Source organism: Actinoplanes sp. L3-i22 (assembly GCF_019704555.1).
GTDB lineage: Bacteria > Actinomycetota > Actinomycetes > Mycobacteriales > Micromonosporaceae > Actinoplanes.
On record NZ_AP024745.1, the window covers coordinates 5,368,051 to 5,381,647 of the forward strand.

The 13,597-nt window shown below is 70.7% G+C and carries 16 protein-coding genes; 6 read left to right on the plus strand and 10 right to left on the minus strand.

The window, feature by feature from the left end:
* Positions 1-12: 12 nt before the first annotated feature.
* Genes L3i22_RS23840 through L3i22_RS23850 form a run of 3 tightly spaced genes read right to left on the minus strand, consistent with a single transcriptional unit; the run spans position 13 to position 1,885 of the window.
* A complete protein-coding gene (locus L3i22_RS23840; protein ID WP_221329165.1) occupies positions 13-405 on the minus strand; it encodes a Zn-ribbon domain-containing OB-fold protein in 393 nt (130 codons plus the stop codon).
* Entirely contained in the window at positions 402-626 is a 225-nt protein-coding gene (locus tag L3i22_RS23845; protein WP_221329166.1) for a ferredoxin, read from the minus strand. Before L3i22_RS23845 ends, L3i22_RS23840 begins: the two co-directional genes overlap by 4 nt.
* Positions 626-1,885, minus strand: a complete 1,260-nt coding sequence (locus L3i22_RS23850; protein WP_221329167.1) for a cytochrome P450 — start codon at positions 1,883-1,885, stop codon at positions 626-628. The genes L3i22_RS23845 and L3i22_RS23850 overlap by 1 nt, the downstream gene beginning before the upstream one ends.
* A 192-nt stretch (positions 1,886-2,077) precedes the next feature.
* Here L3i22_RS23850 and L3i22_RS23855 point away from each other — a divergent pair, with 192 nt between their 5' ends.
* Together L3i22_RS23855 and L3i22_RS23860 are read left to right on the plus strand one after the other, a co-directional pair.
* A complete protein-coding gene (locus L3i22_RS23855) occupies positions 2,078-3,043 on the plus strand; it encodes a cyclase family protein (protein ID WP_221329168.1) in 966 nt (321 codons plus the stop codon).
* A gap of 238 nt (positions 3,044-3,281) precedes the next feature.
* Positions 3,282-3,890 (plus strand): TetR family transcriptional regulator, encoded by a 609-nt coding sequence (locus L3i22_RS23860; protein WP_221329169.1) that lies wholly within the window; start codon positions 3,282-3,284, stop codon positions 3,888-3,890.
* Between the two features lie 127 nt (positions 3,891-4,017).
* On the opposite strand, the gene L3i22_RS23865 is transcribed toward L3i22_RS23860, so the two are convergent.
* The gene (locus L3i22_RS23865; protein ID WP_221329170.1) at positions 4,018-4,968 is read right to left on the minus strand and encodes an SDR family NAD(P)-dependent oxidoreductase; all 951 of its coding nucleotides are present in this window, start codon (positions 4,966-4,968) and stop codon (positions 4,018-4,020) included.
* 157 nt (positions 4,969-5,125) lie between these two features.
* Between L3i22_RS23865 and L3i22_RS23870 the strand changes: the two genes are divergently transcribed.
* The gene (locus L3i22_RS23870) at positions 5,126-6,760 is read left to right on the plus strand and encodes an NAD(P)/FAD-dependent oxidoreductase (protein WP_221329171.1); all 1,635 of its coding nucleotides are present in this window, start codon (positions 5,126-5,128) and stop codon (positions 6,758-6,760) included.
* Positions 6,747-7,064, plus strand: coding sequence for a DUF4286 family protein (locus tag L3i22_RS23875; RefSeq protein WP_221329172.1), 318 nt, complete (start codon positions 6,747-6,749; stop codon positions 7,062-7,064). Before L3i22_RS23870 ends, L3i22_RS23875 begins: the two co-directional genes overlap by 14 nt.
* On the opposite strand, the gene L3i22_RS23880 is transcribed toward L3i22_RS23875, so the two are convergent.
* Entirely contained in the window at positions 6,993-7,850 is an 858-nt protein-coding gene (locus L3i22_RS23880) for a phosphotransferase (RefSeq protein WP_221329173.1), read from the minus strand. The two genes, L3i22_RS23875 and L3i22_RS23880, sit on opposite strands and share 72 nt — an antisense overlap.
* A gap of 265 nt (positions 7,851-8,115) precedes the next feature.
* Between L3i22_RS23880 and L3i22_RS23885 the strand changes: the two genes are divergently transcribed.
* Positions 8,116-8,688 carry an O-methyltransferase gene (locus L3i22_RS23885; RefSeq protein WP_221329174.1) on the plus strand — a complete coding sequence of 191 codons (573 nt, stop codon included), beginning with the start codon at positions 8,116-8,118 and terminating at the stop codon, positions 8,686-8,688.
* 54 nt (positions 8,689-8,742) lie between these two features.
* Here the strand turns inward: L3i22_RS23885 and L3i22_RS23890 are convergent, their stop codons facing one another.
* The 5 genes from L3i22_RS23890 to L3i22_RS23910 form a co-directional block, all read right to left on the minus strand.
* Entirely contained in the window at positions 8,743-9,564 is an 822-nt protein-coding gene (locus L3i22_RS23890; protein ID WP_221329175.1) for an IclR family transcriptional regulator, read from the minus strand.
* A gap of 131 nt (positions 9,565-9,695) precedes the next feature.
* Positions 9,696-11,006: an FAD-dependent oxidoreductase gene (locus tag L3i22_RS23895; protein ID WP_221329176.1), complete on the minus strand. Its 1,311-nt coding sequence runs from the start codon at positions 11,004-11,006 to the stop codon at positions 9,696-9,698.
* On the minus strand, positions 11,006-11,326 hold the full coding sequence (gene fdxA, locus L3i22_RS23900; protein ID WP_221329177.1) for a ferredoxin: 321 nt from the start codon (positions 11,324-11,326) through the stop codon (positions 11,006-11,008). Before fdxA ends, L3i22_RS23895 begins: the two co-directional genes overlap by 1 nt.
* Positions 11,327-11,457: 131 nt before the next feature.
* Positions 11,458-11,655 carry a ferredoxin gene (locus L3i22_RS23905; protein WP_221330122.1) on the minus strand — a complete coding sequence of 66 codons (198 nt, stop codon included), beginning with the start codon at positions 11,653-11,655 and terminating at the stop codon, positions 11,458-11,460.
* Positions 11,656-11,657: 2 nt separating this feature from the next.
* Positions 11,658-12,827 (minus strand): cytochrome P450, encoded by a 1,170-nt coding sequence (locus L3i22_RS23910; protein WP_221329178.1) that lies wholly within the window; start codon positions 12,825-12,827, stop codon positions 11,658-11,660.
* A gap of 134 nt (positions 12,828-12,961) precedes the next feature.
* On the opposite strand from L3i22_RS23910, the gene L3i22_RS23915 reads away from it, so the two are divergent.
* Positions 12,962-13,594: a TetR/AcrR family transcriptional regulator gene (locus L3i22_RS23915; RefSeq protein WP_221329179.1), complete on the plus strand. Its 633-nt coding sequence runs from the start codon at positions 12,962-12,964 to the stop codon at positions 13,592-13,594.
* The last annotated feature ends 3 nt before the right edge of the window (positions 13,595-13,597 follow it).

A 13,597-nucleotide genomic window follows, 5' to 3' on the forward strand; every position in this document is an offset into this window, starting at 1 on the left:
GGTCCTTTTCGGTCAGGCGCCGGCGGACGGCGTGAAGAACCAGTCGTCGCCGTCGACGACGAGCTCGACGGGCGCGTCCGGCCGCAGCGGGGCCGGGCCCTCGCGCAGGTCGGCCAGCGTGCGCACGTCGTCGTCGAGGTCGACGTAGCCGACCGCGCGCACCCCGTCCCCGCCCACGTGCAGCCGGGTGAAGGAGTACAGGACGCCGGTGGCCGGCAGCGGGACGCGCGAGACGGCGCGGCTCACGCAGGTGCTGCACACGACCCGGGCGCCGATCATCGTCCGGCCGCAGTCGTCGCAGCGGGTGCCGACCAGGCGGCGGCCCACGTCGAAGGTGCCGAGCGGGTCGTCGCCGTCCAGGTCGGCGATCGGTGTGGAGACCGGAGCCTCGGGCGTGGTGCTCACGACGTACCCCCCAATTGTTTATCGGACGAGGCACGGGCGAGGGATCGGGTCGGGCACACGCTGATCGCCATGTCGATCTTGTCGTCGGGGTCGCCGTGGGCGTCGATGACGACCGCGACGTCGATGTCGTCGAGGTCGAACGTGTGCGGGGCGTAGAACGTGCACTGGCCCGAGCCCATGCAGCGATCCCGGTCGACGGTGATCTCCGGGTCCGCGCTCATCAGGCGAACTCCAGGTAGAGGTGGGTGTGGCCGCGGAACTTGTAGCTCTGCATCAGCTCCCAGTGGCGCTCCCCGGCCGGGCCGTGGTGCTGGTCCGAGATGGTGATCCGCTCGGTGCGCGCGAGCAGCCGCTGGATCGAGAAGACCGCCTCGGCGCGGGCCAGCGGCGCGCCCGGGCAGGTGTGGATGCCGCGGCCGAAGGCCAGGTGCTGGCGGGCGTTGGCGCGCTTGACGTCGAACGCGCCGGGGTCGTCGAAGACCCGCGCGTCGCGCCCGGCGGCCCCGTGCAGCAGCATCACCACCGTCCCGGGGGCGAGGTCGAGGCCGCCGATGCTGGTGGCGACCTTGGTGAGCCGGAACGAGCCGCGGATCGGCGCCTCGATGCGCAGCACCTCCTCGATGAACTTGGGCACCAGCGCGGGCTCGCGGCGCAGCAGGTCCTGCAGCTCGGGGTCCTCGGCGATCCGCGCCAGCGAGATGCCCAGCAGTTGCACGGTCGTCTCGTTGCCGGCCGCGAACAGGTTCGCGGCGATCCGGGCGACCTGGATCGGCTCGGGCAGCGAGCCGTCCGGGAAGGTGGCCAGGGCCATGCCGGTCAGGATGTCGCCGGCCGGGTCGGCCCGCCGCTCCTCGATCTGCCGCACGAAGTAGCCGTAGAGCCGCTCCAGGCTGTTGTGCCCGGTCTTCTTCAGCTCGAGGTTGCCCAGCATCGGCGCCTCGGTGGCCAGCTGATCGATCAGCATCAGGTGATCGGATTCGGGCACCCCGAGCAGGTCGGCGACCGCGAGGATCGCGTAGCGCTTGGCGTACCTCCAGATGAACTCGACCTCGCCGGCGGGCAGCAGCTCGTCCAGGAACCGGTCCGCGGTGCTGCGCAGGAACTCCTCGTTCTCCTTGAGCCGCTTCGGCGTGATCAGGCCCATCAGCAGCGCCCGGTGGTCGGTGTGCATCGGCGGGTCGAACGTGACGATCTGGTCGTTGGTCGGGAAGTGCTCCCGGTACCGCTCCAGCAGCTCGGTCAGGTCGTCGCCGACCAGCTCGACGGGCAGGTCGAGGACCGGGCCGCCGGTCCGGTTGATCGAGGAGTAGACCTCGGGCTGGTGGTAGACCTGCAGCGCCTCCTCGTAACCGGTGACGATGACGACCCCGTACTTCGACTCGCGCCACACCGGGTGGTTGGCCAGCATGTAGTCGAAATAGGGAGCCGAGTTCGCCGCCACGCCGGCGTCGGTGAAGTAGTCGATCTCCGCGATGCTCATCCGCTGCCCCTTCCTCATGAGCCTGCTGTTTCGCTGTAGCGAACGTCTGTCCTGTTATGCAGCGTGCTCAGGATGGTCCGCACGCTGCGGCAGTGTCAAGCCTCGCGGGCCGTTGACAGCAATGCGGGCCACATGAAGAATCCCGAACGTATTTCGTTGTAGAGTAACGGTGTTCGGTTTAAGGAGAAGCAGATGACCGAGGATCCGCTCGCCCCGTGGCTGCGTGCGATCGCCACGAAGCACGACGCCGAGCGTCACACCGCCGGAACGCAGTGCCGCGGCTCGGTCGCGCTGATCGACGAGGCGGCCCGCCTGCGCGGCGTCGCCGAGGTCCGCCTCGGAAAGGCGATCTCCCTCGAACGCGAGGTGGAGACCCGGCCCGCCCAGCTCGCCCGGCTCGCCGAGGCCGCCGCCGAGGAGAAACGGCAGTGGCAGGCGCTGGCCCAGGCCGAGCTCCCGGACGGCCACGGCTCGGTGGACCTGCAGGTCAAGGTCGGTCTCTACGGCCGCTCGGCGCACGGCGGCGACGTCATCTCCTACGACGCCCACGGCGTGCACAACACCCACATGGACGGCCTGGCCCACCTCGGCACCGACGCCACCTGGCACGGCCCGATCCCGGTCGAGAACTCCCGGACCGACGAGGACACCATCGTCAACTGGGCCCAGCACGGCATCGCCACCCGCGCCGTCCTGCTGGACATCCCCGCGGCTCGCGGCACGGACTGGGTCACCGCCGACCAGCCGGTCACCGCCGACGACCTGGACGCCGCCCTGACAGTCCCCCTCGAACCCGGCGACGCCCTGCTCATCTACCAGGGCCGCGACCGCTTCGAAGCGGCCGGCCACCGCTACACCCCGGGCGCGGTCTTCCAGGCCCGCCCCGGCATCGGCGAATCCGGCGCCAAGTGGATCGCCGCCCACGATCCGGGCGTCGTCCTCTGGGACTTCCACGACGCCCGCAGCAACCCCCGATTCGCCCTGGAGGTCCACTCGCTGATCTTCGCCATCGGCCTCTGCCTGATCGACAACAGCCTGCTCGGCCCGGCCGCCGCCGCCCTCCGGTCCGCCGGCACCGCCACCGGCCTGCTGGTCGCCGCCCCGACCGCGATCCACCGCTCCACCGGCGTGTTGATCAACCCACTGCTCCTGTACTGACGGGTGGGCTTCAAAATCAAGATCAAATTCTTCATTTCCGACGCTGCGGCCAATAACTGATCGTCGCTCCCGCGGGGACCCTTCCGGGCCTCGCAGGGCGCGGGGCGCCCAAAACGCGAGGCCCTACAGGGCGATGTCCGTGGGTGGTTGCGGTCAGAACACCAAACCCGTCCACGGGTGAGACTGAGTAGCGTTTGCGAGACCAGTACCACATCTGACGTGTAGTACTGTTTCCCGCATGCAGGGTGAGCGTCGTCCCGGTGCACGTGAGCTCGCCCGCCGTGCCATGCGGGCGCAGATCGCGGACATGGCCCTCGACCTGTTCCTGGACCGCGGCTTCGACCAGACCACCGTCGAGGACATCTGCTCGGCCGCCGGCATCTCGCGCAGCACGTTCTTCCGCTACTTCCCCTCCAAAGAGGACGTCTTCGCCGGCGAGACCTCGTCCGCCGTCGACGAGATCCTGGACGGCTTGCTCCAGCGCCCGGACGACGAAGCCCCGTGGACCGCGCTCCGCCACTCGATGGGCCCGCTCGTCGAGTACTACGCGAGCCGGAGCGAGCGCGCCTTCCGCCTGGCCGCCCTCGCCGTGGCGACCCCGGCCCTGGCCACCGTCCAGCGGGACAAGCAGGCCAAATTCCACGCCCTGATCACCCCCGAGCTGGCCCGGCGCCTCGGCGCGGACCTGGACGACCCGACCGATCCGCGCCCCCGGGCCCTCATCGCCGGCGCCCTGGGCTGTCTGGACGCCGCTGTGGCCGCCTGGATCGCCGGCAACGGCAAGCAGCAGCTGGGCCAGCTGCTCGACCGCGCGATGGACGCGATCAACCAGCCCGGCGCGAACTGAACGACCGCACACCACCCCTGCGGAACGTTCGCGTCCACGAGTCCGGTTGCCCGGGTCTCCGCCGCCGAGGTCGAAGGCGCCGGGGTGACCGTCGGCGCGGTCGGCCCCGGCATCTCCGGACTGCCGGTTATGCGCCCGGGTAGAGGTGGGACATGAAACGGCCGCCCCAGTCCATGGTTCCGGTCGGGACGTAGTAGTCCTTCTCGTCGACGATCTCGTCCCAGTGCGCGGCCACCCCCTCCGGCGTCGGCACACCGTCGGCGGTGTCGAGCCAGCCCGGCGTGAAGCCCAGGAACCACCGGCCGAACCGCCGCGCGCCGGCCACCAGGATCTCGCCGTTGACCGTGCACGACTCGTGGGCCAGGTAGGCGACCATCGGTGACACGTTCTCGGTCGCCATCGCCGCCGCCCGGGCCGCGTCCATCGGGTTGGCCGTGACCACGTTGGGCTTGGCCGCCGACTCGCTGGGCCGGGTCACCGAGTTCGGTGCGACGCAGTTGACCAGGATCCCCTTGGCGGCGCTGCCGAACGCGAGGCTGCGGGTGAACCCGATCAGCGCGCCCTTCGCCGTCGCGTACGCCAGGTTGTCGGCCAGCCCGAGCATCCCGGTCGACGCGGTCGTGACGACCCGCCCGTACCCCTGCTCCACCATGTGCGGCCAGGCCGCGCGTGTCGTGTGCCAGGTGCCCCGCAGGTGGACGTCGAGGGTCGGCTCCAGGTTCTCCGCATCGGCCTCGGGGAACCCGGCCCACCGGGAGATCCCGGCGTTGTTGACCACGATGTCGATCCGCCCGAACTCGCGTACCGCCCCGTCGACCAGGGCCTGACACCCGGCCTCGGAGCCCACCGAGTTGGTGTCGGCGACCGCGATCCCACCGGCGGCGACGATCTCCGCGACGACGTCGTTGGCCGGCCCGGTGTCGCTGCCCGCACCCTCCTTCGAGCCGCCGAAGTCGTTGACGACGACCTTCGCGCCGCGGGCGGCCAGGAGCAGGGCGTGCGCCCGGCCGAGCCCGCGCCCGGCGCCGGTCACGACGGCCACGCGGCCGTCGAATCGAAGTTGCTCAGAAGCGTCCATCGGTCTCCCTTTTCCTCACGTGTGCTCAGATCCTACGACCGCAATCAGCTTGAAACTTGCTACGAACGTACTGGAAGTCTTCAACTTTTGAGCACAGCGGCTTATATTTCGTCGCAGGACGCCGGGACGGCGGCCAGGGACGAGCGAGGGTGGGCCAATGACTGGGCGGACCGACAACGACGTTGACGTGGAAGTGCTGGTGATCGGGGCCGGCGTGGTCGGCATCTACGCGCTCTACCGCGCGCTCGACGCCGGATTCACGGCGCGGACCCTCGAAGCCGGCGACGGCGTCGGCGGGGTCTGGTACTTCAACCGGTACCCGCAGGCGCGCTTCGACTCGGAGAGCTACACCTACGCGTACATCTTCTCGAAGGACCTGTTCGACGAGTGGCGCTGGACGGAGGAGTTCGCCACCCAGCCCGAGATCGAGAGCTACCTCAACTTCGTCGTCGACCGCTTCGACCTGCGCGAGCACATCCACACCGGCCAGCGGGTCACCTCGGCCGAGTACGACGAGCCGGCCAACGTCTGGACGGTGACGACCGCCAGGGGCGACGTCGTCCGCGCCCGCTGGATCATCTCGGCCACCGGCGGCCTCTCCGTCCCGCACTACCCGGAGATCGACGGCCTGGACGACTTCGACGGCCTGGCGTACCACACCGGAGACTGGCCGCACACGCCCGTGGACTTCACCGGCAAGCGCGTCGCCATCATCGGCAACGGCCCCAGCGGCGCCCAGCTGCTCCCGGCCATCGTCGACATCGTCGCGTCGGTCGACCTCTACCAGCGCACCCCGACCTGGACCACCCCGCTCAACAACGCCCCGCTCACCGACGAGCGCCACCAATGGCTCAGCGAGAACTGGGACACCGTGGTCACGACACTGACCACCTCGCCGTCGGGCTTCCTGCACGCGCCGGCCGGCAAGTTCTCCACCGCCGACACCGCCGAGCAGCGGCAGGCCTTCTTCGAGACGATCTGGCGGGCACCCGGCTTCGGCAAGCTGACCATGAACTACTACGACATGACCACGAACCGCGAGCTCAACCTGGAGTTCTGCGAATTCCTGGCCGGCAAGATCCGCGGCATCGTCGAGGACCCGGTGACCGCCGAGCGGCTGATCCCCACGGACCACCTGTTCGGCGCCAAACGGCCGCCGTTCGTGGCGAACTACTTCGAGTCGTTCAACAAGCCGGCCGCGTCGCTGATCTCGCTCCGGGAGACCCCGATCGTGCGGGTCGACGCGACCGGCATCGAGACCACCGAGACGCACCGCGACTACGACATCATCGTGTACGCGACCGGCTTCGACTTCGGCACCGGAGCGCTCACCCGGATGGGCGTACAGGGACGTGCCGGTCTTGATCTGAGCAAGGACTGGGAAGACGGCCCGGCCGACTTCGGCGGCTTCAGCGCCCACCGGCTGCCGAACTTCTTCTTCCCCGGCGGCCCGCACGGCGCCGGTGGCGGCAACTATCCGCGCTACTCCCAGGACCAGGTCGACTGGATCCTGTCGACGCTGATCCACGCGCGCGAGCACGGCTTCGACGTCTTCGAGCCCACGCAGGACCACCAGGACGCGTGGATGTCCATGATCGAGACGCTGGCCCCGAAGTCGATCTTCTCGGCCGAGCACAGCCACTACTACGGCGCCAACGTCCAGGGCAAGCCCCGCAAGTTCCTGCTCAACCCGGGCGGGCGCCCCAAGCTGCACGAAATGCTCGGCGAGATGTCCTCGACCGAGAACTACACCGGTGCGTTCGGAAAGGTCGTCAACGATGTCCACGCCTGACCCTCGTCGCGAGGCGCTGCTGGCCCTCAGCAACCCCATCGAAGGCAAAGACGAAGAATTTCGTACGTGGTACTGGGGCACCCACATCCCGGAAATCCTCGCGCTGCCCGGCTTCGTGGCGGCCCACCGCTACCGGGTCCCGGACGCGGTCACGCTCGGGGCGCCGCACCGGTACGCCACGCTCTACGAGGTGGACGGCTCGGCCGACGAGGCCCGCACCCTGCTGTTCACCTCAAACCTGACCACCAGCGACGCCCTCGACGTGGCAACCGCCGTAGTCCTCCCCGTCGCCGCCGCCGACTGAGCCACCCGGGCCGGTTTTGATCCGATACGCCGACCACTGAGCCGTCCAGGCCGCGAGGTCACGCATCCACGGCGCCGTCGATCCGGCCGACTTGGACGCCCACTTCGCCGCGTTCTTCGCCGCGAAGTGGTCCAGGACCACCGGATCGGCGGACCGCCACGCGGGTTGGCGCGCCAGCCATCGGTCAGCCTGCTCGGGGGTATGGCCGGCGCCGATCAGCCACGGCGTGAGCATGGCCGGCTCGACCCACGGTGCTGCCCTGGTCGCCATCGCCCAGTCGACGATGCGCAGGCCGTGCCGGGTCACGATCAGGTTGGCCGGGCCGAGGTCGGTATGCACGAGCGTGTCGCCGCTCATCGCCGGATGGTCGAACCCGAGCCGCGCTTGCGGGCTGAACAGCGGCACATCGGGTGCCGGGGTCTCCCCGAGAACCGTCAGTGCCCCGCCGAGGAGCTCCAGACCGGGACTGCCCGGGGACAGGTCGGCGTGCGGGCCCGCGCAGTGCTCGAAGCCCACCGCCAGCCAGCCGGCCGCCTCGAAGTGCCAGGCGACCGCGGGTGAGTGCGGCCCGCTGACGGCCTCGCTCACCCGCCGCTCGAATCGCAGCGACCGGACACCGAAGTCGCTGCGGGCCGCCTTGACGAACACCGTGCCACTCGTCCCGGTGACGGTCGCGGCTATCTCCGCGTGGTCACCGGTCGTGGCGGGGACGACACGAAGTCCGCCGACGCGGTCGGCCACCTCTTTCGTGACGGCCTCGGGCAACGCGGTCCAGTCAATGCGCATCGATCAGGTAGCCCTCTCAGATCCCCGGATTCGGCGGGCAGCAGGACCTCGCCTCGCCATCCCGGAACTCGGGGGTCGATGTGGTAGCCGGTCGCCTTGAGCGCCTGGCGGATCTACTCCATGCTCGCCGTCGGAATCGGCACGTGGTGGACGAATCCTCCCGCAATCTGCTCGCAGGCCGACTGAGTCGGGGGAGCGGGCCGGGGTGTCCCAGGCCGTGGAATTCGGCGGGGATGCCTTGGCCCCGGCCTCCTACGCTGCGCGCATGACCGACACCTCCCTGCTGCCCGCCGCGGTGGCCGTCGCCTATCGCCGGGCCGAGACCGCCGGGTTCGGCTACTCCAGCGAACCGCTCGCCGGGCAGCTGCTGGCGACGCTGAGTGCCGCCGTGCGCCCGGGCGGCCGGATTCTCGAACTCGGCACCGGGGCCGGCGCCGGCCTGGCGTGGATCGGTCACGGCCTCGGCGATCGCCGGGATGTCGAGGTCGTCTCGGTGGAGTTCGACAAGAGCCTGGCCACCGCGGTCCGGGAGGCCGGTCTGCCGGACCGGTTCGAGGTCCGCGTCGGTGACGCCGAGGCGCTGCTGCCGGAGCTCGGCACCTTCGACCTGGTCTTCGCGGATGCCCCGGCCGGGAAGTGGACCGGCCTGGACCTGACCATTGCCGCGCTCGCCGACGGCGGGGTGCTGTTCGTCGACGACATGGACCCGGGCCGGTACGCCGAACCGGAGCACCGGGCGGTGGTCGACGGCATCCGGCGCACGCTCACCGGGCACGACGCGCTGGTCGCCACCGACCTCCCGGTGGGCAGCGGATTCATCCTGGCCGTCCGCCGCTGACCGGAAGCGGAAGATCGCGTTCCGCTCAACCGGTCGGACCCGGCCTACAACGCGTCAGCCGCCGGCCTTCGCCGACTCGGGGCGGGCGCCGGTGAAGCGCCGGGTCAGCAGCGCCGCCGCCTCCTTGACGAGCGCGGTCATCTCGGCCGTCCGGGTGGCGTTGAAACGCGTCTCCGGAATGGTGATGCCGACATCGCCGATCACCGCGTCGGCCGGCCCCAGCACCGGGGCGGCGATGGCGATCGCCCCGTCGATCCGCTCCCCGTGCGACAGCGCGTACCCGTCCCGCCGGATCTGGGCCAGCCGCTCGGCCAGCTTGTCCGCGTCGACCAGCGTCCGCTCGGTGAGCGCGTCCAGCGCCCCGTGGATGATCTGATCCTGCACGTCGGCGGGCAGGAAGGCGAGGATCGCCAGCCCGCTGGCCCCGGCGTGCAGCGGCAGCCAGACGCCCTGGGGCACCGTGTACCGCAGCGGGTGCGGGGACTCGACCGAGACCGCGAACATCAGCCGGCGGCGCTGTTCGTTGTAGACCGCGAAGAACGACGACTCGCCGCTCTCCTTGCTCAGGTCGGCCAGCACGTCGGTGGCCGCCTCGCGGATCGGGAAGCGGGTGCTGGCGGTCCAGGCCAGGCGCAGGAACTCCATGCCCAGGCGGTAGTTGCCGGCCGGGGTGCGCGACACCATCCCCAGCTCCTCCAGGTCGCCGAGCAGCCGGTGGGCGGTGCTGGCGCTGACCCCGAGACGGTTGCCGAGCTCGCGCACGCCGTAGGACGGCTCGCCGCTGTCGACCATCAGGGTGACGATCTCGATCCCGCGCGCCAGGGGATGACGCTGCCGGTCGGGGGCGCTCGGCGCTCCGGTTGCCTGCGTGTCCACGTCCTGCTCCTCTGCCTGTCCGGGAATCCCGCTCAGTCGAATGGCGGTTCTCTTAAACAAAACACTAGCAGGGCGGACGTACGACGAAAGCCCCGCACCGATCGGTGCGGGGCCTCTTCGCGGGTGGCCGGTCAGGCGATGCCGGCCGCCGCCAGCATGCTCGCCGTGTCGTGCAGCTTGACCCGGTCGCGCCCGTGCGCGGCGCCCAGCCGCGCCTCGGCGGCCTCGATGCGCTGCCAGCGGTCCCAGCCGACCACCGGTACGCCGCGCGAGCGCAGCAGGTCGTCGACCGGCCCGCCGGCCAGGTCCCGATCGAGCAGGGCGGGAGCGTCGGCCAGGAGGCTGGCCACGGTCTCGCTCGCGCACAGGCGATTGGTGCCGATCACGCCGCTGGGTCCGCGCTTGGCCCAGCCCACGACGTAGAGCCCGCCGGCCCGGTCGACGCGGGAGTCGGCGTGCGGGATCGTCCCGGTGGCGTCGTCGAAGGGGGCGCCCGGCAGCGGCGTGCTGCGGTAGCCCACCGCCGGCAGGACCAGGCCGGCGTCGATCTCCTCGACGACGGTGGGATCGCTGGTGCGGGCCAGGCGCACCGTCCGCACGCCGGTGTCGCCGGTGAACTCGATCGGGGTCCGGTCGAACAGCAACCGGATGCGCCGGTCGCGGCCCGCCGGCTCCCGGTCGGCGATCTTCTGCAGCGAGGCGAGCAGCCGCTTGGTGGCCGGCTCACCGGCGACGCGAGAGAGCTCGGCGTCGGGCAGCGCCAGGTCCGCGGGCTCGACGATCAGGTCGGCGCTCGGCACCGCGGCCAGTTCGAGCAGCTCCTTGTTGGTGAACCTGGCGAACCGCGGGCCGCGGCGCCCGACGACGGTGACCTCGCGGACCGCGTGCCCGGCCAGCGCGTCGATCACGTGCTCGGGCACGTCGGTGCGGCGCAGCTCGTCCGGGGTACGGACCAGCATGCGCGCCACGTCGAGCGCCACGTTGCCGACGCCCACGACCATGGCCCGCTCGGCGGCCAGCAGCGCGGTGTCGAAGGTCGCGTCCGGGTGGCCGCTGTACCAGGACACGAAGTGCCGGGCGGGCAGGACGCCGGGCAGGTGCTCGCCGGGGACACCGAGCCGGCGGTCCAGCGGCGCGCCGGCGGCCAGCACCACGGCGTCGTAGCGGGCACGCAGCTCGTCGAGGCCGAGGTCGGCGCCGACTGTCACGTTGCCGAGGAACCGCACGCGGGGGGACTCGAACGTCTCGGCCAGCGCGGCGACGATCGACTTGATCTTCTGGTGGTCCGGCGCGACGCCGTACCGGACCAGGCCGAACGGGGTGGGCAGGCGCTCGAACACGTCCACCGCGACGTCCCGGTCGGCCTCCTCGGTCAGGATCTGCGCGCAGTACAGGCCGGCCGGGCCGGAGCCGACGATCGCGACACGCAGCGGGCGGGCCATCAGCTCCCCTGGGGCGGCAGCTGAACGACGTAGTCGACGTCGTGCTCGATCCGGCCGAGCTTGCGGGCGCCCTTGAGCGGGCCGGTCGCCTCGAAGAACTCGGCGTTGAGGTCGAGGAACTTCTCGTCCTCGCCGGCCAGGTCGCCGTCGAAGCGGATCGCCGACATCGGGCACACCTCTTCGCAGGCGCCGCAGTCGATGCACTGGTCCGGGTTGATGTACATCATCCGGGCGCCCTCGTAGATGCAGTCGGCCGGGCAGACCTGGATGCAGCTCTTGTCCTGAACGTCGACGCAGCCCTGCGTCACCACGAAGGTCATGTTCTTCTCCAACGGAACGTATGTCACACACAACGGGACGGGCTCCGGTCGTACCGAAGCAAGGTTTTGACGGCCCGGCCCGGTGGCCGCAGCAGTGAGTGGCCGAACGGGATGGATGTTCGGTTGAGCGGTCAGTCGGCGAGCGAGAGGGCGCGGCCCGGGCAGACGTTGACCGCTTCCCGGGCCCGGGCGAGTCCGGCGTCGTCGTGCGGTTGCGCGCGGAGCAGGACGACCAGGCCGTCGGCGTCGTCCTGGTCGAAGGCGTCCGGGTCGACCAGGACGCACTGCCCGGAGCCGACGCAGCGGTCCCGGTTGGCCTCGAGGTGCATGCTCACCACGCCACCTGCAGCTCGTTGACGCCGTAGTTCGGGCCGTTCTCCTTGAACGGGATCTCGTCGAACGGCACCGCCAGCCGCAGCGTGGGCATCCGGCGCAGCACGGTGGCGAGGACGATCTCCAGCTCCAGGCGGGCGAGGTTCTGGCCGAGGCACTGGTGCGGGCCGAACCCGAACGCGAGGTGGTTGCGGGCCAGCCGGGTGAAGTCGAGGTCGTCCGGCTCGGGGAAGACCGATGCGTCCCGGTTCGCGGTGTGGGCGAGCCCGAACACCACCTCGCCCTCCCGGATCAGGACGCCGCCGATCTCGATGTCGGCCAGTGCGAGGCGCTGGTGCCCGACCTCGGCGATGGTGAAGTAGCGCAGCAGCTCCTCCACCGCGCCGACGGTGATCGCCGGGTCGTCGCGGAGCGCCTGCAGCTTCTCGCGCCGGTCCAGCAGGGTGGCGATGGACAGCGAGATCATGTTCGCGGTGGTCTCGTGCCCGGCGATCAGCAGCAGGAACCCGATCGGGCCGAGGTCCTCGGGGGCGACGCCGGCGGCGAGCTGGCGGGTGAGCAGGTCGTTGCCCGGCTCCTTGAGCTTCTGCTGGACCAGGTCGGCGAGGTAGCCGCGCAGGTTGGCGACGGCGGCGCCCTTCTGCTCCGGGGTCGTGTCGATCCGCGAGAAGTTCGCGCTGTTCTCCTGGAAGAAGGCGTGATCCGTGTACGGCACCCCGAGCATCTCGGAGATGACCATCGACGGGATCGGCAGCGAGAGCGCCTCGACCAGATCGGTGTGCGCCGGCCCGGCCAGCATCGCGTCGATGCTCTCGTCGACCATCTGCTGGATCCGCGGCCGCCAGGCGGCCAGCCGCGACACGGTGAACTCGCCGATCAGCGAGCGGCGCAGCGCGGTGTGCTCGGGCGGATCCATCTCGATCAGCCCCGGTTTGTAGTCCGGCCCCATGTGGGCCATGTGCGCGGGGTGCCGCGGGTCGCGACGGTCCGAGCTGAACCGGGTGTCCATCAGCATGGCCCGGACGTCCTCGTGCCGGGTGAGCACCCAGAGCTCGCGGCCGTCGGGCCGGCGCACCCGGCTGATCGGGGCCTCGGCCTGCAGTTTCACGTGATCGGCCGGCGGCCGGTAGGGCTCCGTACGGGTGAACGAGATCGTCGGTGACGTCATGGCGGGCTCCTGGGAGGCGCTAAGCTGTAAACGGAAGGTCATCGTCCGGTTATCTCTGCGAGGCTAATCACACGATGCCGTCCCCGGCCATACTTTTCGACAGGGGATTTTAAAAATTGGCTAGCGAGTCGACGATGCGCGCGGACGCCCGGCGCAACCTGCAGCAGATCATCGCGACGGCGATGCGGATGTTCGGCGAGTCGGGCCTGGACGTGCCGATGGAGGCGATCGCCCGCCGGGCCGGCGTCGGCGTCGGCACGTTGTACCGGCGCTTCCCGGACCGTGGCGAGCTGGTCGCCGCGGTCGCCGCGCACGCCTTCCGGGCCGTGCTGGAAGACCTGCGGGCCGCGTCCCGGGAGTCGGCGAGCGCCTGGGACGCGCTGGTCCGGTTGCTGACCGGTTCGGAGAACCTGCTCCTGACGATTCATCTGGCCTTCCTGTCTCCGCAGGTCTGGACCCCGGTGCACGCCGCGCCGGAGTCCCGCGACGTGCACCGGGAGATGATGGGCGCGCTGGACGCCCTGGTGCGCGACGCGCAGCGGGAGGGCGCGATCCGCGCCGACGTCGGTTCCGGGGACGTGCTGAGCCTGGTGTCGCTGGTGCTCGGGTCGCCGCTCGCGGCCGCCGATCCGGCCGGGCGGGTCCGGGCGCAGCGGTGGCTGCGTCTGGTGCTCGACGGGCTGCGCGCGGACCCGGGGAGCACGCTGCCCGGGTCCGCGGTCACGCTCGGGGATCTGGGGGTCGCCGAATTGAGCCTGCGTGATTAAAAC

What these genes read in the sequence shown, in the direction of transcription:
- L3i22_RS23850 (WP_221329167.1), bottom strand. Translation starts at nt 1,885, where the DNA reads ATGAGCATCGCGGAGATCGACTACTTCACCGACGCCGGCGTGGCGGCG.
- L3i22_RS23880 (WP_221329173.1), bottom strand. Translation starts at nt 7,850, where the DNA reads ATGCGCATTGACTGGACCGCGTTGCCCGAGGCCGTCACGAAAGAGGTG.
- L3i22_RS23905 (WP_221330122.1), bottom strand. Translation starts at nt 11,655, where the DNA reads ATGCACCTCGAGGCCAACCGGGACCGCTGCGTCGGCTCCGGGCAGTGC.
- L3i22_RS23865 (WP_221329170.1), bottom strand. Translation starts at nt 4,968, where the DNA reads ATGGACGCTTCTGAGCAACTTCGATTCGACGGCCGCGTGGCCGTCGTG.
- L3i22_RS23915 (WP_221329179.1), top strand. Translation starts at nt 12,962, where the DNA reads ATGCGCGCGGACGCCCGGCGCAACCTGCAGCAGATCATCGCGACGGCG.
- L3i22_RS23845 (WP_221329166.1), bottom strand. Translation starts at nt 626, where the DNA reads ATGAGCGCGGACCCGGAGATCACCGTCGACCGGGATCGCTGCATGGGC.
- L3i22_RS23875 (WP_221329172.1), top strand. Translation starts at nt 6,747, where the DNA reads ATGTCCACGCCTGACCCTCGTCGCGAGGCGCTGCTGGCCCTCAGCAAC.
- L3i22_RS23895 (WP_221329176.1), bottom strand. Translation starts at nt 11,006, where the DNA reads ATGGCCCGCCCGCTGCGTGTCGCGATCGTCGGCTCCGGCCCGGCCGGC.
- L3i22_RS23885 (WP_221329174.1), top strand. Translation starts at nt 8,116, where the DNA reads ATGACCGACACCTCCCTGCTGCCCGCCGCGGTGGCCGTCGCCTATCGC.
- L3i22_RS23855 (WP_221329168.1), top strand. Translation starts at nt 2,078, where the DNA reads ATGACCGAGGATCCGCTCGCCCCGTGGCTGCGTGCGATCGCCACGAAG.
- L3i22_RS23910 (WP_221329178.1), bottom strand. Translation starts at nt 12,827, where the DNA reads ATGACGTCACCGACGATCTCGTTCACCCGTACGGAGCCCTACCGGCCG.
- fdxA (WP_221329177.1), bottom strand. Translation starts at nt 11,326, where the DNA reads ATGACCTTCGTGGTGACGCAGGGCTGCGTCGACGTTCAGGACAAGAGC.
- L3i22_RS23870 (WP_221329171.1), top strand. Translation starts at nt 5,126, where the DNA reads ATGACTGGGCGGACCGACAACGACGTTGACGTGGAAGTGCTGGTGATC.
- L3i22_RS23860 (WP_221329169.1), top strand. Translation starts at nt 3,282, where the DNA reads ATGCAGGGTGAGCGTCGTCCCGGTGCACGTGAGCTCGCCCGCCGTGCC.